The sequence below is a fragment of the Allostigmatella hybrida genome (assembly GCF_020103775.1).
GTDB lineage: Bacteria > Myxococcota > Myxococcia > Myxococcales > Myxococcaceae > Hyalangium > Hyalangium aurantiaca.
On the sequence record NZ_JAHXBH010000016.1, the window covers coordinates 81,266 to 97,612 of the forward strand.

Sequence of the window (16,347 nt, forward strand, 5' to 3'; positions counted from 1 at the left end):
TGGGGGAGCGATGACTCGGGTGACTCGGAGAAGAGTATGACGTTGCGCTGGGGAGCCGTGGTGCTGCTGGTACTGGTGGGCACGGGTTGTGCCACCTCTCGGGTGGTGCGCCTGGACACGGGCGAGGGGCGGCACATCGTCTACACACCCCGCACGGATGAGGAGCCAGTCAGGCTAGAGGCCGGCGAGTTCCAAGCGGCGGTCCAGAAACTGGTGCGCACCGCGCCCCTCTCCTCTCGGCCAAGGGAAGCCGCGCTGAGGCTGTTCAACCTGGGCTCTTCCCCCACTTCCTCTCACGTGCGCGGGCGCCTGGGACTGGTCTCCGTCGAAGATCCGCAGCGAGGCCGCCTTCTCGTGGCCGAGGAGCCGGACGCAGAAACGAAGCTGGCGAGCGCCTACGGACGCTGGTGTCAACGCCAGAAGAAATCCCAAGACTGCCTGCATCTGCTGGCCGAGGACGTCACGCTGGACAACGCGGGCAAGCGCACCCTGGCCTTTCGTCTGGCCCTGGATTCGGTCTGGGACGAAACGGCCGAGGCCCTGGGAGACCTGACGGACAAGGAGGCAATGGTGACGATGCTCGCCACGACGGGAGCCGTCTACTTCGCCTTGTGGCTGGCACCCGACCCGGTGCTCTCGAAAGGAATCGCCGCAACGTTGACGGTGGCGCTCATCGGCTACTTGGGGTGGGACATGGTGTGGAGCCTGGTGAAGGGCTGGAGGGTGCTGGCGAGGGAGGTAGAGACGGCAACCACCTTCGATGAGCTACAGGACGCGGGAGCGCAGTACGGGAAGGTGATGGGGAGGAACGCCGCGCGGGCGTTCGTCATGCTCGCGATGGCGGCGCTGGGCAGCACGGCGCAGACGCTGGCAGCGAGGATTCCCACGCTGCCCGGCTCCGCGCAGGCGGCCTTGGTGGGTGTGGAGCAGGGCGGCTTCCGGCTGGCGGCGGCGGGGCAAGTGGAGGCCGTGGCGGTATCCACGGAAGGTGTCGTGACCATCGCGCTGGGTCAGGGGGCGGTGGCGATGATGGCTCGGGACTCCAGTGCCGCTGCGTCGGGACTCGTGGAGCCCGAGGGGCACGAGCACCACATCGCCACGAACAAGTGGTGGGATTCCACCAGCCTGGGCGGCCCGTGGTCACCGAAGTTTCAGAAACTCTTCGACCGGGCTGGTCTGTCACTGGACGACGCAGCGAACAAGGTCCGCGTGTCTGGCCACAAGGGGCCGCACCCTCAGGAGTACCATGCAGAGGTGCATCAGAGGCTGAAGGATGCAATGGGGAAATGCCGGAGCATCCAACAATGTAGAGATGCGCTCGTCCGGGAACTCCAGACTCTGGCCAAGGAAATCTCCACACCAGGCACTCAACTCAATGTCCTTGTCGCACGGAACTGACGCGCGGGAAATCCATGGCGATGAGATACTTCAAGCTCTCCGATGATATGAGTATCCAAGGCCGCTGGCTCCTGGGAGAACCCACGGATTCACAGGGACAGGAGATTGATGACCTATGGCAGTTCACGGATGGGGGACCTGTCCAGATTGATGGACGACTCAAAATTCCCATCTATCACCCTGGAAGCCCTCTCGATTTCTCCCTGGCAGGAGTTGATGACTTCCCTGTTCTTCATAACAAAGCTGCACACATCTTCGCGGAGTTGGCGCCCGAAGATGTGCAAATCATTCCGGTCGATGTCGTAGGGCAGTCCGATCCTTACAACATCCTCGTAACCACTCGACTCATCCGGTGCATTGACGACAATGCATCGGTAGAAGTGCGATACTGGAAGCCGGAGGATGGCCGGCCGGACAAGGTCGGCAAGTACCGGGCAGTGTCCGGCATGCGCATCGACCCGGCGAAGGTGGGGGGAGCCAAGGTATTTCGCACCTGGGGATGGGCTGGGGCGCTCATCGTGTCCGAAGACATCAAGAAGGCATTGGAGCACACAGGCGTCACGGGCTGCCAGTTCAAGGAGGTCACTGGCCCGAGCGCCATCAGCCCCGAGGAGCGCGAACGGAACCGGAGGCTCATCGAGCTTCGGGAACAGACGGACGCGGCCCGCGAAGCCTTCTGGCGCACGCTGGGGACGCTGGACGAGGAAGCCATCATCCCCATCGTCGTCGGTGGTGGATGGCCGGCTCGGCGCCAGGTCTGGCGCGTCATTCACCGCCCCAAGGGGCGCACCCTGCTGGTGACGGACGGGCTGTCGGACTTCTTCGTGGACCACGTGGAGCCGTCCGTGGGATTTGGCCTGGAATTGGCGCTGGAGACGAGCGAGCCTCTCCATGAGGTCGAGAAGAGCTGGCCCCTGCTGCTGCTGGAGCGGGTGGGGAACGAGATCGCGGAACACGCAAGCGTGCGCGAAAAGGTGAAGGCGGGCTTCCTATCCATGGAGGTCTCCGGCCGAGGCATGCCTGAGCCTCTGCTGATGAAGGAGGACAGGGTGGGGGTGCTGCTGGGCCTGGCGCCGAGCACGCTTCCAGGCCACTTCACCATGCCGGCCGGAGAGGTGCGGCTGGTCACCGTCAAGGTGCTGCTGCCTGTGGAGCTGACGTACCTGCTGGAAAACGGGAAGCGAGGCCGGGACGAGCTGGTGCGGCGCTTCGTCCAGGAAGGCCAGGAGCACCTGTCTCGCGCCTGGCGCCAGCCCGTGGTGTGACGGCCTCATGCAGGGATAACGTGAGCCGTAGAACTCCTGCGGCATCCCCTCATAAAAGTCCGAAGCTCTCGCTTCGTGCTCGCGGCATCCGTGCCGGGGGGAGTGCCCCCGGGCTCGGCGGCCAGCACCGTGAAGCGCATGGCTTCCGGGCTGCTCGATTAGGCCCCGGGCAGCAGGAAGATCTGCACGCGGCCGGAGTTGTCGCGGTAGGGATTGTCGCGGAGGCGCACCTGCAGCGCGCTGCCATCGCCGACCAGCTCATAGGTGTACTGGTGGGAGGGGTTGAAGGCCTCCGGGGTGGAGGGGTGCTTCCAGGTCTTTCCCCCATCCACGCTGACCTCGATGGTGTAGTTCCGCCGGGGCGAGGGCTCCGCGCTCTTCTCCAGGCTGGAGCCCTTGGACCACGCGAAGATGAACTCGGGATCGGCGCCCACTTCCTTGTTCGCACCCTTCGGGCTCGCGAACATGGGCGCGGACTCCGGCTTGCCGGACTTCGTCCCCAACGGAGCGAAGGTCGACCACACGGCATAGGTCCCCTTCATCGTGACACGGTACGGCTTGCCCTTCTGGAGCACCATCTCGCTGAGGACCGGGGCGCCGCTCTGGGAGTCGAGCCACAGTTCCTCGGCGGGCTGCACGACGAGCTGCAAGCGTCCATAGTTGTCCGAGGCCGGACTGTCGACGAGGCGCACCTGCAGCGCGGCATCGTCTCCCATCAGCTCATAGTTGTACTCGTGGCCCGCAGCATCGAAGGCAGCCTTGCTGGCCGGGTGCTTCCAGGTCTTCCCGCCGTCCAGGCTGACCTGGACGGTATTGTTTCGCAGGGGCGAGGGCTCCGGGCTCTTCTCCAGGCTGGAGCCCTGGGGCCACGCGAAGACGAACTCGGGATCGGCGCCGACCTCCTTGTTCGCCCCCTTCGGGCTCGCGAACAGGGGCGTGGCCTCCGGCTTGCCGGACTTCGTCCCCAGGGGCGCCAACGTCCTCCACGGGCTGTAGGTCCCCTTCATCGTAACGAAATAAGGCCGGCCTCGCGTGAGCACCCTCTGGCCGCTCACGGGGGTGCCGCTCTGGGAATCGAGCCAGAGTTCTTCCTTCTGTGCCCAGGCAGGCATGGCCGTCAGCACCAGGGCTCCCACGCAGAGCGCGCCCAGCTTCGAGAAACCTCCCATGACGTTCATCTCTTCTCCTCAGGATGTGCAGTGCGGGTTGTTTCCGCGCGCCGCCCTAACGCAAGAGGTGTGCCGCGAACCGCCTACGAGGGGCCGCGCATCGAACCGGAGGCCCTGACACGCCACGGCGGTGGACCGACATGTCAACCCGCGTGTCAGCGCCTTTGGTAGCGTCGCCGCCCATGCCTTTTTCCCACCTGACGCATCTGTCCTGCACCAAGTGCGGGAAGACGTATGACCCGGCGGCGCTCCTCAACGTCTGCAAGGAGCCGGGGTGTGGCGGCTCGCTCTTCGCGGAGTACGACTTGCCCCGGCTCTCGCGCGAGGACACCGCCTCGCGCGACCGGACCATCTGGCGCTGGCACGAGCTGATGCCTGCCCGGACGCCCGAGGACATCATCACCCTGGGCGAAGGGGGCACGCCCCTGCTGCACGCCCGGCGGCTCGGGGCGCGCCTCTCGATGCCGGACGTCTGGATCAAGGAAGAGGCCGGCAACCCCACCGGCTCCTTCAAGGCGCGCGGGCTGGGAGCCGCCGTCACGATGGCCAAGGCGCTCGGGGCGCAGGCCATCGCCCTGCCCACGGCAGGCAATGCGGGGGGCGCTGCGGCGGCCTACGCGGCGAAGGCGGGCCTGCCCTGCCACGTCTTCATGCCCCGGGACACGCCCAAGGTCTTCCGGCTCGAGTGCGAAGCCTACGGCGCGCAGGTGACGCTCGTGGATGGGCTCATCGATGACTGTGGCCGCATCGTCGCGCAGCGCAAGGAGGCCGAGGGCTGGTTCGATGTCTCCACGCTCAAGGAGCCCTACCGCGTCGAGGGCAAGAAGACGATGGGCTACGAGCTGGCCGAGCAGTTCGGGTGGACGCTGCCGGATGTCATCGTCTACCCCACGGGCGGCGGCACCGGGCTCATCGGCATGTGGAAGGCCTTCGATGAGATGGAGCGGCTCGGGTGGATTGGCTCGAAGCGGCCCCGGATGATTTCCGTGCAGGCCGAGGGGTGTGCGCCCATTCCCAAGGCCTTCGCGGAGGGCAAGGACGTCTCGGTGCGCTTCGAGAACGCCCACACCTATGCCAGCGGACTGAGGGTCCCCAAGGCGTATGCGGACTACCTCGTGCTGAGAATCCTCCGCGAGTCGAAGGGCGAGGCCATCACCATCTCCGATGACGAGATGCGCCGGGGCGTGAACGAGCTGGCCTCCAGCGAGGGGCTCTACGCGGCGCCCGAGGGCGGTGCGGCGTGGGAGGCCGTAAAGAAGCTGCTCGCCGCCCAGAAGCTCCAGCCCACCGAGCGGGTGGTCGTCTTCGATACGGGGACTGGGTACAAGTACATCGATTGAATCCCCTGGAGCCCTGACGCGAAAGCTGCCCTTGCATGCCGATACGCTGGATTCTCACCGGGGTATGGATCCTTGTTGCAAGCGGGTGCGGGACACCCAGTGGGGCCATCCCTTCACCGGGCGCACTGCCCGCACGGAAGTTGGAAGGGCCACGAATCAGCGTTGTGGCAGGAAGTTTCAAGCCCACGTTTTTTTACGGTCCCTGGCAGTGCAGTCAACGGTGGATGACCTATTGCCAACGCCATTGCGCCACCGAGGGATACCTCCTCAAAGGGTGCATGTGGCTTGCGGATCTCAAACTGGATTGGGAGGGCACGCCCCACAACGCAGGGGGGCGGTACGCGATCACGCACTGCTGCTGTGATTACCCCGCGATCTCCAAGGAAGCGGCCCAAGCGGCCCGCGCCCGGTGGAAGAATATTCGAGAGAAGTTTCGCGAGGATTGGAGCAAGAAGTTTGGGCATTGGCCCGAAGAGGCGGGCGAGTCATGGCCAGGGCACCACATCCGCGACCTGAAGCACGGCGGAGATCCCGTCGACCCCAACAACATCTTGCCTGCGCCTGCCGACGTTCACGACATCTTCAGCCTTGAATACCCAAGGTGCTACGACAGACTGCCTCCATGGAATACGGTGGGCCCCGATCGGCCCTACTTGGACAACGGACGATGACGCCGCCCCCCATCCCCCCCCTGCTCGATGAAATTTCACGGGCGCACTTCCCTTCTCCGCCCGCCACGGCAGCCGAGATCGCGGAGTTCGAGCAGCGCGTGGGCTGGCGGTTGGATCCGGATCTGCGAGCCTTCTACCTGCATTGCAATGGCGCCGAGTTGCTCAAGCGAGGGCCGGATTGCCCTTACCGGATCCTTCCGCTCTCCAGGGTCGTCCGGGCGCGCGTGGCCATCTTCGGGAGGGATGAGGACAAACACGGCCCCGCCTCCGTTTACGCCCTCTGTGACGTTCAAGATGGCGACTACGTGGTGATCGACGTGAGCCAGCAGGTGGCTGGCCGCTATCCTATTTCCGACGCATGGCACGAGGCCTGGCCAGATCCTTACTATTGCGAGAAGTTCGAAGACTCGTTCGCGGCGTTCTTGGAAGCGGCATTGCGCACCCGCCGCCCCTCTTACTGGCTGAAGCGGTGAGCACGAAGTTCCGGGAGTTCCCATGAGCCTGTCGTTCCTCACCCTGGGCGTTGGCGATGCCTTCTCCGCGCTGCGCTACTCCTCCTGCCTCGCCGTGGAAGCCGAGGGCCAGGTGCTGCTCATCGACTGCCCCCACCCCATCCGGAAGATGATGCGGGAGGCCTCGGAGTCCTCCGGCGTCTCCCTCGACGCGGACCGGGTGGCGGGGGTGGCCCTCACGCACCTGCACGCCGACCACAGCTCGGGGCTGGAGGGGCTGAGCTACTTCTCGTTCTTCCTGCTGAAGCGGAAGCTGTCCCTGCTCTGCCACCCGGAGGTGGCCAAGCGGCTCTGGGATGGGCACCTGGCGGCCGGCATGGAGTGCCTCATCGAGAAGCACGGCGAGGCCCCCCACCCCAAGCACTTCGACGACTACTTCGCCCACACCCCGCTCTCCACCGAGTCCGCCGTCCGCTTCGGCCCGTTCTCTATCGAGTGCCGCTTCACCTACCACCACCTGCCCACCACGGCCCTGCGCATCCGGGCCGGTGGCAGGTGCCTGGGCTACAGCGCCGACACGTCCTTCGACGAGGGGCTCATTGCCTGGCTGGCGGAGGCGGACCTCCTCGTTCACGAGACGAATTACGGGGTTCACACGCCCTACGCGAAGCTCGCGGCGCTGCCCGCGGAGCTGCGGGCCCGGATGCGGCTCATCCACTACCCGGATGATTTCGACACCGAGGGGAGCGTCATCGAACCGCTCGCCCAGGGCCGCCGCTACACGGTATGAGGGGGGTGTGCAACCTTCTCTCGCCTCCACTCCCTCGCCGCTCGCCATCGAGGTGAAGGGGCTCATCAAACGCTTCGAGGACACCGTGGCGGTGGCGGGCATCGACCTGGAGGTGCCCGTGGGCCAGTGCCTCGGCCTGCTCGGGCCCAACGGCGCGGGCAAAACCACCACGGTGGAGATCCTCGAAGGGTTGCAGCCCCCCACCGCCGGCAAGGTCGAGCTGCTTGGCCGAAGCTGGGCACGTGACGCCAAGTACCTCCGGGAGCACATCGGCATCGCGCTCCAGGAGACGCGCTTCCCCGAGCGCCTCACGGTCGAGGAGACCGTGCGGCTCTTCCGCTCCTTCTATGCCCAGGGGCTCACCGTGGAGGAGGCCATCGGCCTGGTGCACCTGGAGGAGAAGCGCCACACGTACTCCATGAAGCTCTCGGGCGGCCAGCGGCAGCGGCTCGCGCTGGCGGTCGCCCTGGTGGCGGACCCGCAGATTCTCTTCCTGGATGAGCCCACCACGGGGCTGGACCCCCAGTCCCGGCGCGCGCTGTGGGACGTCATCGAGGGCCTCAAGGGCAAGGGCCGCACGGTGGTCCTCACCACGCACTACATGGAGGAAGCCCAGGTGCTGTGCGATCAGGTCGTCATCATGGACCACGGCCGCATCGTGGCCCAGGGCACGCCGCCCCAGCTCATCGCCTCCATTGGCGCCGAGCAGATCATCGAGTTCGCCTCGACGCCGGACCTCCCGGCCGAGGCGCTCGCGGAGGTGCCCACGTTCGTGTCCGCCCGCTCCCGGGGCGATGGCCACACCCTGTCGGTGCGGGAGCTGCACACGGCCCTGCCCGGGTTGCTCTCGGTGGTGGCCGCGCGGGGGGCCCGGTTGAGGCACCTGTCCACCCGGCAGGCCACGCTCGATGACGTCTTCCTCACCCTCACGGGCCGGGCCCTTCGCGAGGAGGAGTCCTGATGCGCGCCGGCCATCCGCTCTGGCAGTTGGTGCTCTTCCGCCTGCGGGGGTTCATTCGGGAGCCCGAGGCGCTCTTCTGGGTCTTCGCCTTCCCCCTGCTCACGTCCCTGGCCCTGGGGCTTGCCTTCCGCAACCAGGCGCTGCCCGAGCTGACGGTGGCGGTGGCGGACGGTCCCGAGGCGGATGCGCTCACCGCCGCGCTCGACGCGGTGGAGGGGCTGACGGCCTCGCGGATGCCCGAAGCCGCCGGGCGGGATGCGCTGCGCCGTGGCAAGGCCGCGCTGGTGCTCGTCCCCGGCACGCCCCCCCAGCTCGTCGTGGACCCCCAGCGCGAGGAGGGCCGCACGGCCCGGCTGATGACCGTGGATGCCCTCAACCGGCTGCAAGGCCGGGTGGACCCGGTGGCCCCCCGGCTTCAGGAGGTGACGGAGCCGGGCTCCCGCTACATCGACTTCCTCATTCCGGGCCTGCTGGGCTTCGGGCTGCTGTCCTCCAGCCTGTGGGGACTGGGCTGGGCCATCGTCCAGCTGCGCATGGGCAAGCTGCTCAAGCGGCTGGTGGCCACCCCCATGAAGCGCGCCCACTTCCTGTTCTCCTTCTTGCTGAGCCGCAGCCTCCTGGCGCTGATCGAGATCCTCTTCTTCGTCCTCTTCGCCCGGCTGCTCTTCGACGTGCGCATGGCCGGCAGCCACCTGGCCTTCATCGTGCTGGGGCTCTTCGGCTCGCTGTCCTTCGGGGGCCTGGCGCTGCTGACCGTCGTCCGGGCGAAGACATCGGAGGCGGCCAGCGGGCTGATGAACCTGGTCAGCATGCCCATGATGCTGCTGTCGGGCGTGTTCTTCTCCGCGAATCACTTTCCCGGGTGGATGCAGCCCCTCATCCAGATCCTTCCCCTCACGGCCCTCAACGACGGCCTGCGTGCCATCATGATCGACGGCGCCCCGCTTGCCGCCCTCTGGCCGCAAAGTCTGATACTGGGTGCGTGGGGCTTTCTCTCATTCTTGATTGCACTGCGTTACTTCAAGTGGCTCTAGCCTTCACGCCCGGGAGGGTAAGCTCCATGCCACCCTGGAGGTGATGCCCTTGAACGCCGCACGCCGTCTGCCCGCCCGCCATGTGGTGCCCCTGCTGTTCCTGCTCCTGGCGGCGGGCTGTCCCTCGACCGCGCGGCCCGTGCCCGCCCCGGAGACGGTGCGCATCACCCTGTTGCACCTCAATGACGTGTACCAGTTCACCCCGCTGGAGCAGGGCCGGGTGGGAGGGCTCGCCCGCGTCGCCACCTTGCGCAAGCAGACGCTCGCCGCGTCTCCCCACACGCTGACGCTCTTCGGCGGGGACACGCTGGGCCCCTCGGTCGAGTCGCTCCTCGAGGTGAACGGCAAGCCGCTCCATGGCCGGCAGATGATCGACGCCTGGAACGCCGTGGGGGTGGACTACGCCGTCCCCGGCAACCACGAGTTCGACTTCGGGGATGGCGCGCTGAAGGACAGCATCCGCGCCTCGCGCTTCCCGTGGCTCGCCGCGAACATCTTCGACAACCACACGGGCCAGCCCTTCGAGGGCGTCATCCCCTACGTCCTCCGCGAGGTGGCGGGCGTGAAGGTGGGCCTGTTTGGCCTGCTCGTCCCCGACACCGAGGTGACCTCCAGCGTCTCCCCGGACACGAACATCCGGGACGTCTGCACCACGGCCCGCCCCGTCGTCTCCCGGCTGCGCGCGCAAGGCGCCACGCTCATCATCGCCCTCACCCACCTGGACCTGGCGCTGGACCAGGAGCTGGCGCGCTGCGTGTCCGTGGACCTCATCGTCGGAGGCCACGAGCACTACCGCATCGAGGACCGCTCCACCGGCACCCCCATCTTCAAGGTCGAGGCGGACGCGCGGGAGCTGGGGCGGCTCGACCTGGACGTGGATGGCCGGACCGGCCAGTTGAAGACGCTCGGCTGGCACGTGTTCCCCGTGACGGACGCCATCCCGGACGATGCCGCCTTCGCCGAGGCCATGCGGCCCTACGACGCGCTCGTCGCGGATCTGTCCCAGCCGCTGGGCAACACCCCCGTCCCGCTCGATGCGCGCAAGACGGCCGTGCGCAGCCAGGAGACGAACCTGGCCTCGCTCGTGACGGACACCTTCCGCCAAGTCACAGGCACCGACGTGGTGCTCGTCAACGGCGGCGCCATCCGCGGCGACACCATCTTCCCCGCGGGCCCCCTCACCCGGAGGGACTTGCTCGCCATCTTCCCCTTCCGGGACGACCTGGTCCGGCTGGACGTCACCGGGGCCGTGCTGCTCGCGGCCCTGGAGAACGGGGTGAGCAAGAGCGCCGAGGATCCGGAGCCCGGACGGTTCCCCCAGGTCTCCGGGCTGCGCTTCTCGTTTGATCCGGGCCTGCCCAAGGGCCAGCGCGTCCTCTGCGCGACGGTGGGCGGCAAGCCGGTGTCCCCCACCGCCACGTACAGCCTCGCCGTCACGCGCTTCATCGCCGGCGGCAAGGATGGCTACGAGATGCTCCGCGGCCTCCCCTCCAAGCCTCTGCTTCCGGAGGGAAAGACGCCCCGGGACATCGTGGGAGAGGCCCTGCGCACCGGAAAGCCCCGGCCCATGAGCCAGGGCGACGGGCGCATCCAGCGCATCGCCCGCGCCAGCCTGCGGCCCGGCGAGTGCGCGCCGCCCCCCGCCGCCAGCCGCTGAGCGCGCCCTACTCCACCGTCCAGCCGCGCAGCCGGTACACCACCCGCCCCGCCAGCTCCCGGAGCGCATCCGTGCTGGCGTTGAGGTGGTTGGCGCGGGGGAGCCAGCTCGGCGGGCGCTTCCCGTCCGAGGCCCGCACGTCCGCGGCCAGGGTGTCGGGGCGCAGGCCCACCGCGGCGAAGCACCCATAGGCCCGGGGCAGGTGCGCCGCGCTGGTGATGAGCAACAGCGTGTTCCAGCCCCGCTCCTGGATGATGAGCTTCGAGTCCAGGGCGTTCTCGCGGGTGTTGCGGCTGTGGCCCTCGATGACGATGCGCTCCGGGGCGATGCCCCACGCCTGGAGCTGGCGCTGGAGCACCTGGGACTCGACGACGGCCTCCGGGCGGGTGTCCAGCGTCCCTCCGGAGAGCAGCACGTGCCGCGCCTTGCCCTCCCGGAGCAGCTCGTAGCCGCGGAGAATCCGCTCGACGGCGGCGTTGTACTCGGGGCGGCCCGAGCGCTCGGTGGCATCGGGATCCAACCCGCCCCCCAGCACGATGACCGCGTCGTAGACGACGCCGGGCCGGTAGGTCTCCTTCGCGCCGGACTCCACCCAGCGCATGAGCGCGCCGGCCACCGGCTCGATGGAGAAGGTGTAGAGCACCCCCAGCCCCAGCACCTGGAGCCCGAGGGCCCGCCGTCCGCCCCGGCGCCACAGGAGCCCCAGCACGAGGAACAGCACGCCCCAGGTGAGCGGGCCCAGGAAGAGATCCAGAATCTTGGAGAGAATGAGGAACATGGGAAGCGGGACTGGACGTTACCCGTCCTGCCTGCCGCGATGGAGCTGGATGTAATCCCGCGCTTCCTGCGCCTTCAGGGACTCCGGCGCCAGCTCCAGGAAGCGGCCGTAGTACTCCATGGCCTCCTCGGCATTGCCAAGCCGTACGGAGACTTCGCCCAGCCCGTGGAAGCACTGGGCCGCGGCCGGATCGTTCGCCAGGCACTCCCAGAACAGCTCCTTGGCCTTCTGGAACTGCCTGCGGGCGAGCTTGTCCCGGGCCTGCCGGTACTTCTCCGCCGCGGTGGCCGGCGAGGGGTTGGCCGTGGACGTGATGCGGAGGCTCGGCCGGGAGGAGGCCGCAGCGGGCGCCGCGGCGATGCTCACGTCCACCTCCGCGTCCCCATCGTCCTTCCACCGGGGAAGCGCGAGCCACAGCTCCCGGGCCCCCGTCACCGTGTAGGTGCCGGGCGCCAGCACATGCAGCGCCTCGCCCGCGGGCTGCGAGGACACCTGCACGGTGTCGTTCTCGCCAGCAAGGGCCATCAGGGCCACGGGGCTCACGGGAGCGCCCGGCCGGGCCCGGATGGCGAGCTGGTAACGGCTCTTGGGGTCGAGCTGGCGGACCGTGTACCGCCCTTCCAGGGCGAGCTGGTGCGCGAACCTGCGAGGGTTCAGCTCCTTGCGAAGGGTCTTCTGGTCCGACTCGTCGCGCACGTTCAGGGTGAAATCCTGGTGGTCGTTCTGTTCCACCGAGTCGCCGAACAGCACGAAGGCATTCAGCGCGCTGGCGCCCGTCACCTGGCGGGGCGCGGCGGCAACGGGCATCAGCCGCGCGGCGGGAGCCAGGTCCGCGCCCTCCAGGAACAGGGAGGCCTGCCGGAAGAAGGGGGGCGGCACGTTCGAGCGGCGCCCATCCCGCACGAAGTGCCGGCCCGTGGTCCAGACCGTGTAGACCCGGTCCGGGTGGAGTTCGACGCGCAGGGAGCGCGCCACCGGGCTGAAGGAGTGCAACGCCTCGCTCAGGAGGAAGGTGGCCGGCACCTGCCTCGTGCCAAAGCGGTCCACGGCTTCCCCCCCGGGAGCCTGGAGGGTGGGCTCCTGGGGCTGCGGTTCCATCAGGGAGACGTCCAGGCGCGACTGAAGCGTCCCCGCCGCGAACTCCTGCTCCCACGGGGCCCGCCCCAGCAGGAAGAGCTCGACCCGCTGGGGCTCCTCCCGCTCGATGGTGTCCAGCACCAGCGGGGTGACGCCCAGAATCTGGCCGTTGATGCGCACCTGGGCACCGGAGGGCTCGGAGCGGATCTCCAGGGGATCCGGCTTGCTGCGCTCCAGCCACACCACCCAGGCGAGCCCCAGCACCACCAGCCCAGCCGCCACCCAGCCGGTGTACGAGCGGCCCTCGGCCACGGCCACTGTCTGGGGCGCGGTGGGGAGCGAGGGGCGCTCCTCGGGGAGCGTCTGGACCTCCAGCGTCCGGGGGGCCTCGGGGACGGCCGCAGTCCTCGGCGGCGGGGTGGGAGGCACGGCGGAGGTCCACTCGGCCAGTTGCTCCTGGAACGTCCCCGTCACGGGCGGGGGCGTGCCCCGCGCCACCAGCTCCGGCGTGTACAGCCACTCCATCAGGTGCTTGAGGGTGTTGGCCGCGAACAGCGGCGCCCGCTGGGCCAACCACCGCGTCAGCTCCAGCCGCAGCGCCTCCGCGCTCTCGGGGCGGGCCTCGCGCCGGGTCGACAGCACCCGGTCCACGAGGTGGGCCAGCGAGGGCTCCACGGTGGGGTTGTTCTGGAGCAGCGGGTCGAGCCGCCCCTTCACGATGCGCTCCATCACCTGCAGCTGCGCGCCCTCCGCCGGCAGGCGCCCACACAGCAGGCGGTAGAGCACCACCCCCACGGAGTACACATCCGAGCGGGCATCGAGCTCCCGGCCCAGGGCCTGCTCCGGGGAGAGGTACAGGTACTTGCCCTTCACCACCCCGGCCTCCGTCTCCTGGCGCCCGGCGAGCCGCGCCTTGGCGATGCCGAAGTCGGAGATCTTCACCTCGCCCTCGTAGCTGACCAGGACGTTGTCCGGAGAGATGTCCCGGTGCACGAGCCCCAGGGGGCGCCGGTGCTCATCCGTGCGCGTGTGGGCATGGTGCAGGCCCTTGCACATCTCGATGGCGATGCTCACCGCCAGGGGCGCGGGCAGCGCGGCGAGCCCCTTCGCCTGGGCGCGCTTGAGGACGCGCGACAGGGGCTGGCCCTCCACCAACTCCATGGCCAGGAAGTACTCGCCCTCCACCTGCCCGAAGTCGAAAACCTGGACGATGTTGCCGTGGCTGAGCCCCACCGAGACGCGGGCCTCCTGGATGAACATCTCCACGAAGGCCGGGTGCTCCGCGTACTGCGTCAGGACACGCTTGATGACCAGGGGCTTGGTGACGCCCGGCGCGGCCAGGTACCGCGCGCGGTAGACGGCCGCCATGCCCCCCGTCCCCAGACATTCCAAGAGCTCGTACTTCCCGAAAGGGACGGCCTGGGTCTCACGCACAATGCGTGCACCCTAGCACCGCCTCCCGCCCCCGCCCCATCCCCTCGCCTGGCCGCTCAGCGCTCGCCCCAGTGGAGCCGCTGCCGGAGGATGGTGAAGTACGCCACGCGCGGGTTGCGGATGAGGTTCACCCGGTTGGGCGAGCGCACCACCTCGATGCAGTCATTGCCCTGCAGCCCATGGCCCGTCTGCCCATCCAGGGTGAGGTACGTGTCAGCCGTCTCCCGGCGCAGGGTGATGCGGATGACGCGGTCGGCAGGCACCACGATGGCGCGCTGGGTGAGCGCGTGCGAGCAGATGGGCGACAGGATGGTGCAGTCCACCGAGGGGTGGACGATGGGGCCGCCGGCCGACAGCGAGTAGGCCGTGGAGCCGGTGGGCGTGGCCAGGATGATGCCATCGGACTTGTAGGTGGTGATGGGCACCCCATCGATGGACGTCTCGTGGTCCGCGATGCGCGCCAGCGCCCCCTTGTTGATGACGATGTCGTTGAGGACCTCTTCCTCGATGATGGCCCGCCCCTCGCGCACCAGCCGGCACGTGAGCTTCATGCGCGAGTCCACGTTGAAGCGGCCCGCCAGCACCTCATCCAGGTGGTAGAAGAGCTCCTCCACCGGCACCTCGGTCATGAAGCCGAGGCTGCCCAGGTTCACCCCCAGGATGGGCACGGCCCGGCCCGCCAGCAGCCGCGCGGTGTAGATGAGGGTGCCATCCCCGCCGAGCACCACCACCAGGTCGGCCCGCTGGGCCAGCTCCCGGTCCTCCACCCGCGGCCAGCCCAGTTCCTGAGACAGGTAACGCTCTCCCAGCACGGTGAGGTGCGGGTAGCGCTCGCAGATTTGGGCCGCCAGCGCGACCGCCTCCTTCTTGTCCCTCTTCGCGACGATGGCCAGGGTCTGCACGGTGGCGGAAGCTTTTAGTCCAGGAAGGCAAGGGGCGCTGGAGGAAATGTGCCCAAGCGATAGGTTCCACGCATATGGACCTCTTTGAACACGCGGGCCAAAAGGACCAGGAAGCCCAGGCGCCGCTCGCCGAGCGCATGCGCCCCACCACGCTGGCCGAGTTCGCCGGGCAGGAGCACCTGACGGGCGAGGGCCGGTTCCTCCGCCGGGTCATCGAGCAGGACCAGGTGCCCTCCCTCATCCTCTGGGGGCCCCCGGGCACGGGGAAGACCACCCTGGCGCGCGTCATCGCCCAGGCCGCCGGCGCCTCGTTCGAGTCGCTCTCGGCGGTGCTCTCCGGCGTGAAGGACATCCGCGAGACGGTGGCCCGGGCCCAGGAACGCTGGCGGCTCCACCGGCAGCGCACCCTGCTCTTCATCGATGAGATTCACCGCTTCAACAAGTCCCAGCAGGACGCGCTCCTGCCCCACGTGGAGAAGGGCACGGTGACGCTCATTGGCGCCACCACGGAGAACCCCTCGTTCGAGGTGAACGCGGCGCTCCTGTCCCGCGCCCGCGTCATCACCCTGCGCGGCCTGGAGGAGGAGGAACTCTTGGCCGTGCTGCGCCGGGCGCTGACGGATGCCAAGGGGCTGGGCGGCAAGGTGCAGGTGGAGGAGGAGGCCCTGCAGTTCATCGCCCAGGCGGCCGGCGGCGATGCGCGCAAGGCGCTCACCGCCCTGGAGGCCGCCGCCTCCTATGGCGGCACCCGGGTGGACCGGAAGGCCGCGGAGGAGGCGATGCAGCAGAAGGCGCTGCTCTACGACAAGGGCGGCGAGGAGCACTACAACGTCGTCAGCGCCTTCATCAAATCCATGCGCGGCTCGGACGTGGATGCGGCGCTCTACTGGATGGCGCGCATGCTGGAGGCCGGCGAGGACCCGGTGTTCCTCTTCCGGCGCATGGTCATCTTCGCCTCGGAGGACATCGGCAACGCGGACCCGCGGGCGCTGAGCGTGGCGGTGGACGCGCTGCACGCCTTCCAGCTCATGGGGCTGCCGGAGGGGGCGCTGCCGCTCACCCAGGCGGTGACGTACCTGGCGCTGGCGCCCAAGTCGAACGCCGTCATCAGCGCGTACGGCGCGGCGCGCGCGGCGGTGGCCCAGGAGGGCGCACTGCCGGTGCCCCTGCACCTGCGCAACGCGCCCACGAAGCTGATGAAGAGCCTGGGCTACGGCGGCGGCTACAAGTACCCCCACAACTTCGAGGGCAACTACGTCCCCGAGGACTACCTGCCCGAGGCGCTCAAGGCCCGGCGCTTCTACAAGCCGAGCACCCAGGGGCTGGAGCGGGAGCTGTCCGAGCGCTACGCGGACATCCAGCGCCAGCTCGCCTCACGGGGACGCGAGCCGGGCGAAGAGGGCTGAGGCCCTCGGGCCA

13 protein-coding genes are annotated in these 16,347 nt (G+C 68.5%); 9 read left to right on the top strand and 4 right to left on the bottom strand.

The window, feature by feature from the left end; genetic code table 11:
- The first annotated feature begins 36 nt into the window (after positions 1–36).
- Both KY661_RS22910 and KY661_RS22915 read left to right on the top strand, forming a co-directional pair.
- Positions 37–1,398, top strand: coding sequence for an AHH domain-containing protein (locus tag KY661_RS22910; protein WP_225412244.1), 1,362 nt, complete (start codon positions 37–39; stop codon positions 1,396–1,398).
- 20 nt (positions 1,399–1,418) lie between these two features.
- On the top strand, positions 1,419–2,663 hold the full coding sequence (locus KY661_RS22915) for an imm11 family protein (protein WP_225412245.1): 1,245 nt from the start codon (positions 1,419–1,421) through the stop codon (positions 2,661–2,663).
- A 158-nt stretch (positions 2,664–2,821) separates the two neighbouring features.
- Here KY661_RS22915 and KY661_RS22925 read toward each other — a convergent pair whose 3' ends face one another.
- Positions 2,822–3,841 (bottom strand): hypothetical protein, encoded by a 1,020-nt coding sequence (locus KY661_RS22925; protein ID WP_225412246.1) that lies wholly within the window; start codon positions 3,839–3,841, stop codon positions 2,822–2,824.
- Positions 3,842–4,014: 173 nt separating this feature from the next.
- Between KY661_RS22925 and KY661_RS22930 the strand changes: the two genes are divergently transcribed.
- The 6 genes from KY661_RS22930 (at position 4,015) to KY661_RS22955 (ending at position 10,737) form a co-directional block, all read left to right on the top strand.
- Positions 4,015–5,172, top strand: a complete 1,158-nt coding sequence (locus tag KY661_RS22930) for a threonine synthase (protein WP_225412247.1) — start codon at positions 4,015–4,017, stop codon at positions 5,170–5,172.
- Between the two features lie 667 nt (positions 5,173–5,839).
- Positions 5,840–6,316, top strand: a complete 477-nt coding sequence (locus KY661_RS22935; RefSeq protein WP_225412248.1) for an SMI1/KNR4 family protein — start codon at positions 5,840–5,842, stop codon at positions 6,314–6,316.
- 22 nt (positions 6,317–6,338) lie between these two features.
- Positions 6,339–7,085 (top strand): MBL fold metallo-hydrolase, encoded by a 747-nt coding sequence (locus KY661_RS22940; protein ID WP_225412249.1) that lies wholly within the window; start codon positions 6,339–6,341, stop codon positions 7,083–7,085.
- 7 nt (positions 7,086–7,092) lie between these two features.
- Positions 7,093–8,046, top strand: a complete 954-nt coding sequence (locus KY661_RS22945) for an ABC transporter ATP-binding protein (protein ID WP_225412250.1) — start codon at positions 7,093–7,095, stop codon at positions 8,044–8,046.
- Positions 8,046–9,080, top strand: coding sequence for an ABC transporter permease (locus KY661_RS22950; RefSeq protein ID WP_225412251.1), 1,035 nt, complete (start codon positions 8,046–8,048; stop codon positions 9,078–9,080). Before KY661_RS22945 ends, KY661_RS22950 begins: the two co-directional genes overlap by 1 nt.
- 49 nt (positions 9,081–9,129) lie before the next feature.
- Positions 9,130–10,737 (top strand): bifunctional metallophosphatase/5'-nucleotidase, encoded by a 1,608-nt coding sequence (locus tag KY661_RS22955; protein ID WP_225412252.1) that lies wholly within the window; start codon positions 9,130–9,132, stop codon positions 10,735–10,737.
- Positions 10,738–10,744: 7 nt separating this feature from the next.
- Here the strand turns inward: KY661_RS22955 and KY661_RS22960 are convergent, their stop codons facing one another.
- Genes KY661_RS22960 through KY661_RS22970 form a run of 3 tightly spaced genes read right to left on the bottom strand, consistent with a single transcriptional unit; the run spans position 10,745 to position 14,928 of the window.
- Entirely contained in the window at positions 10,745–11,515 is a 771-nt protein-coding gene (locus KY661_RS22960) for a YdcF family protein (protein ID WP_225412253.1), read from the bottom strand.
- A gap of 18 nt (positions 11,516–11,533) precedes the next feature.
- Positions 11,534–14,026: a protein kinase domain-containing protein gene (locus KY661_RS22965; protein ID WP_225412254.1), complete on the bottom strand. Its 2,493-nt coding sequence runs from the start codon at positions 14,024–14,026 to the stop codon at positions 11,534–11,536.
- Positions 14,027–14,082: 56 nt separating this feature from the next.
- Positions 14,083–14,928: an NAD(+)/NADH kinase gene (locus KY661_RS22970; RefSeq protein ID WP_225412255.1), complete on the bottom strand. Its 846-nt coding sequence runs from the start codon at positions 14,926–14,928 to the stop codon at positions 14,083–14,085.
- A 74-nt stretch (positions 14,929–15,002) separates the two neighbouring features.
- Here KY661_RS22970 and KY661_RS22975 point away from each other — a divergent pair, with 74 nt between their 5' ends.
- Positions 15,003–16,334 (top strand): replication-associated recombination protein A, encoded by a 1,332-nt coding sequence (locus KY661_RS22975; protein ID WP_225412256.1) that lies wholly within the window; start codon positions 15,003–15,005, stop codon positions 16,332–16,334.
- Positions 16,335–16,347 lie beyond the last annotated feature (13 nt).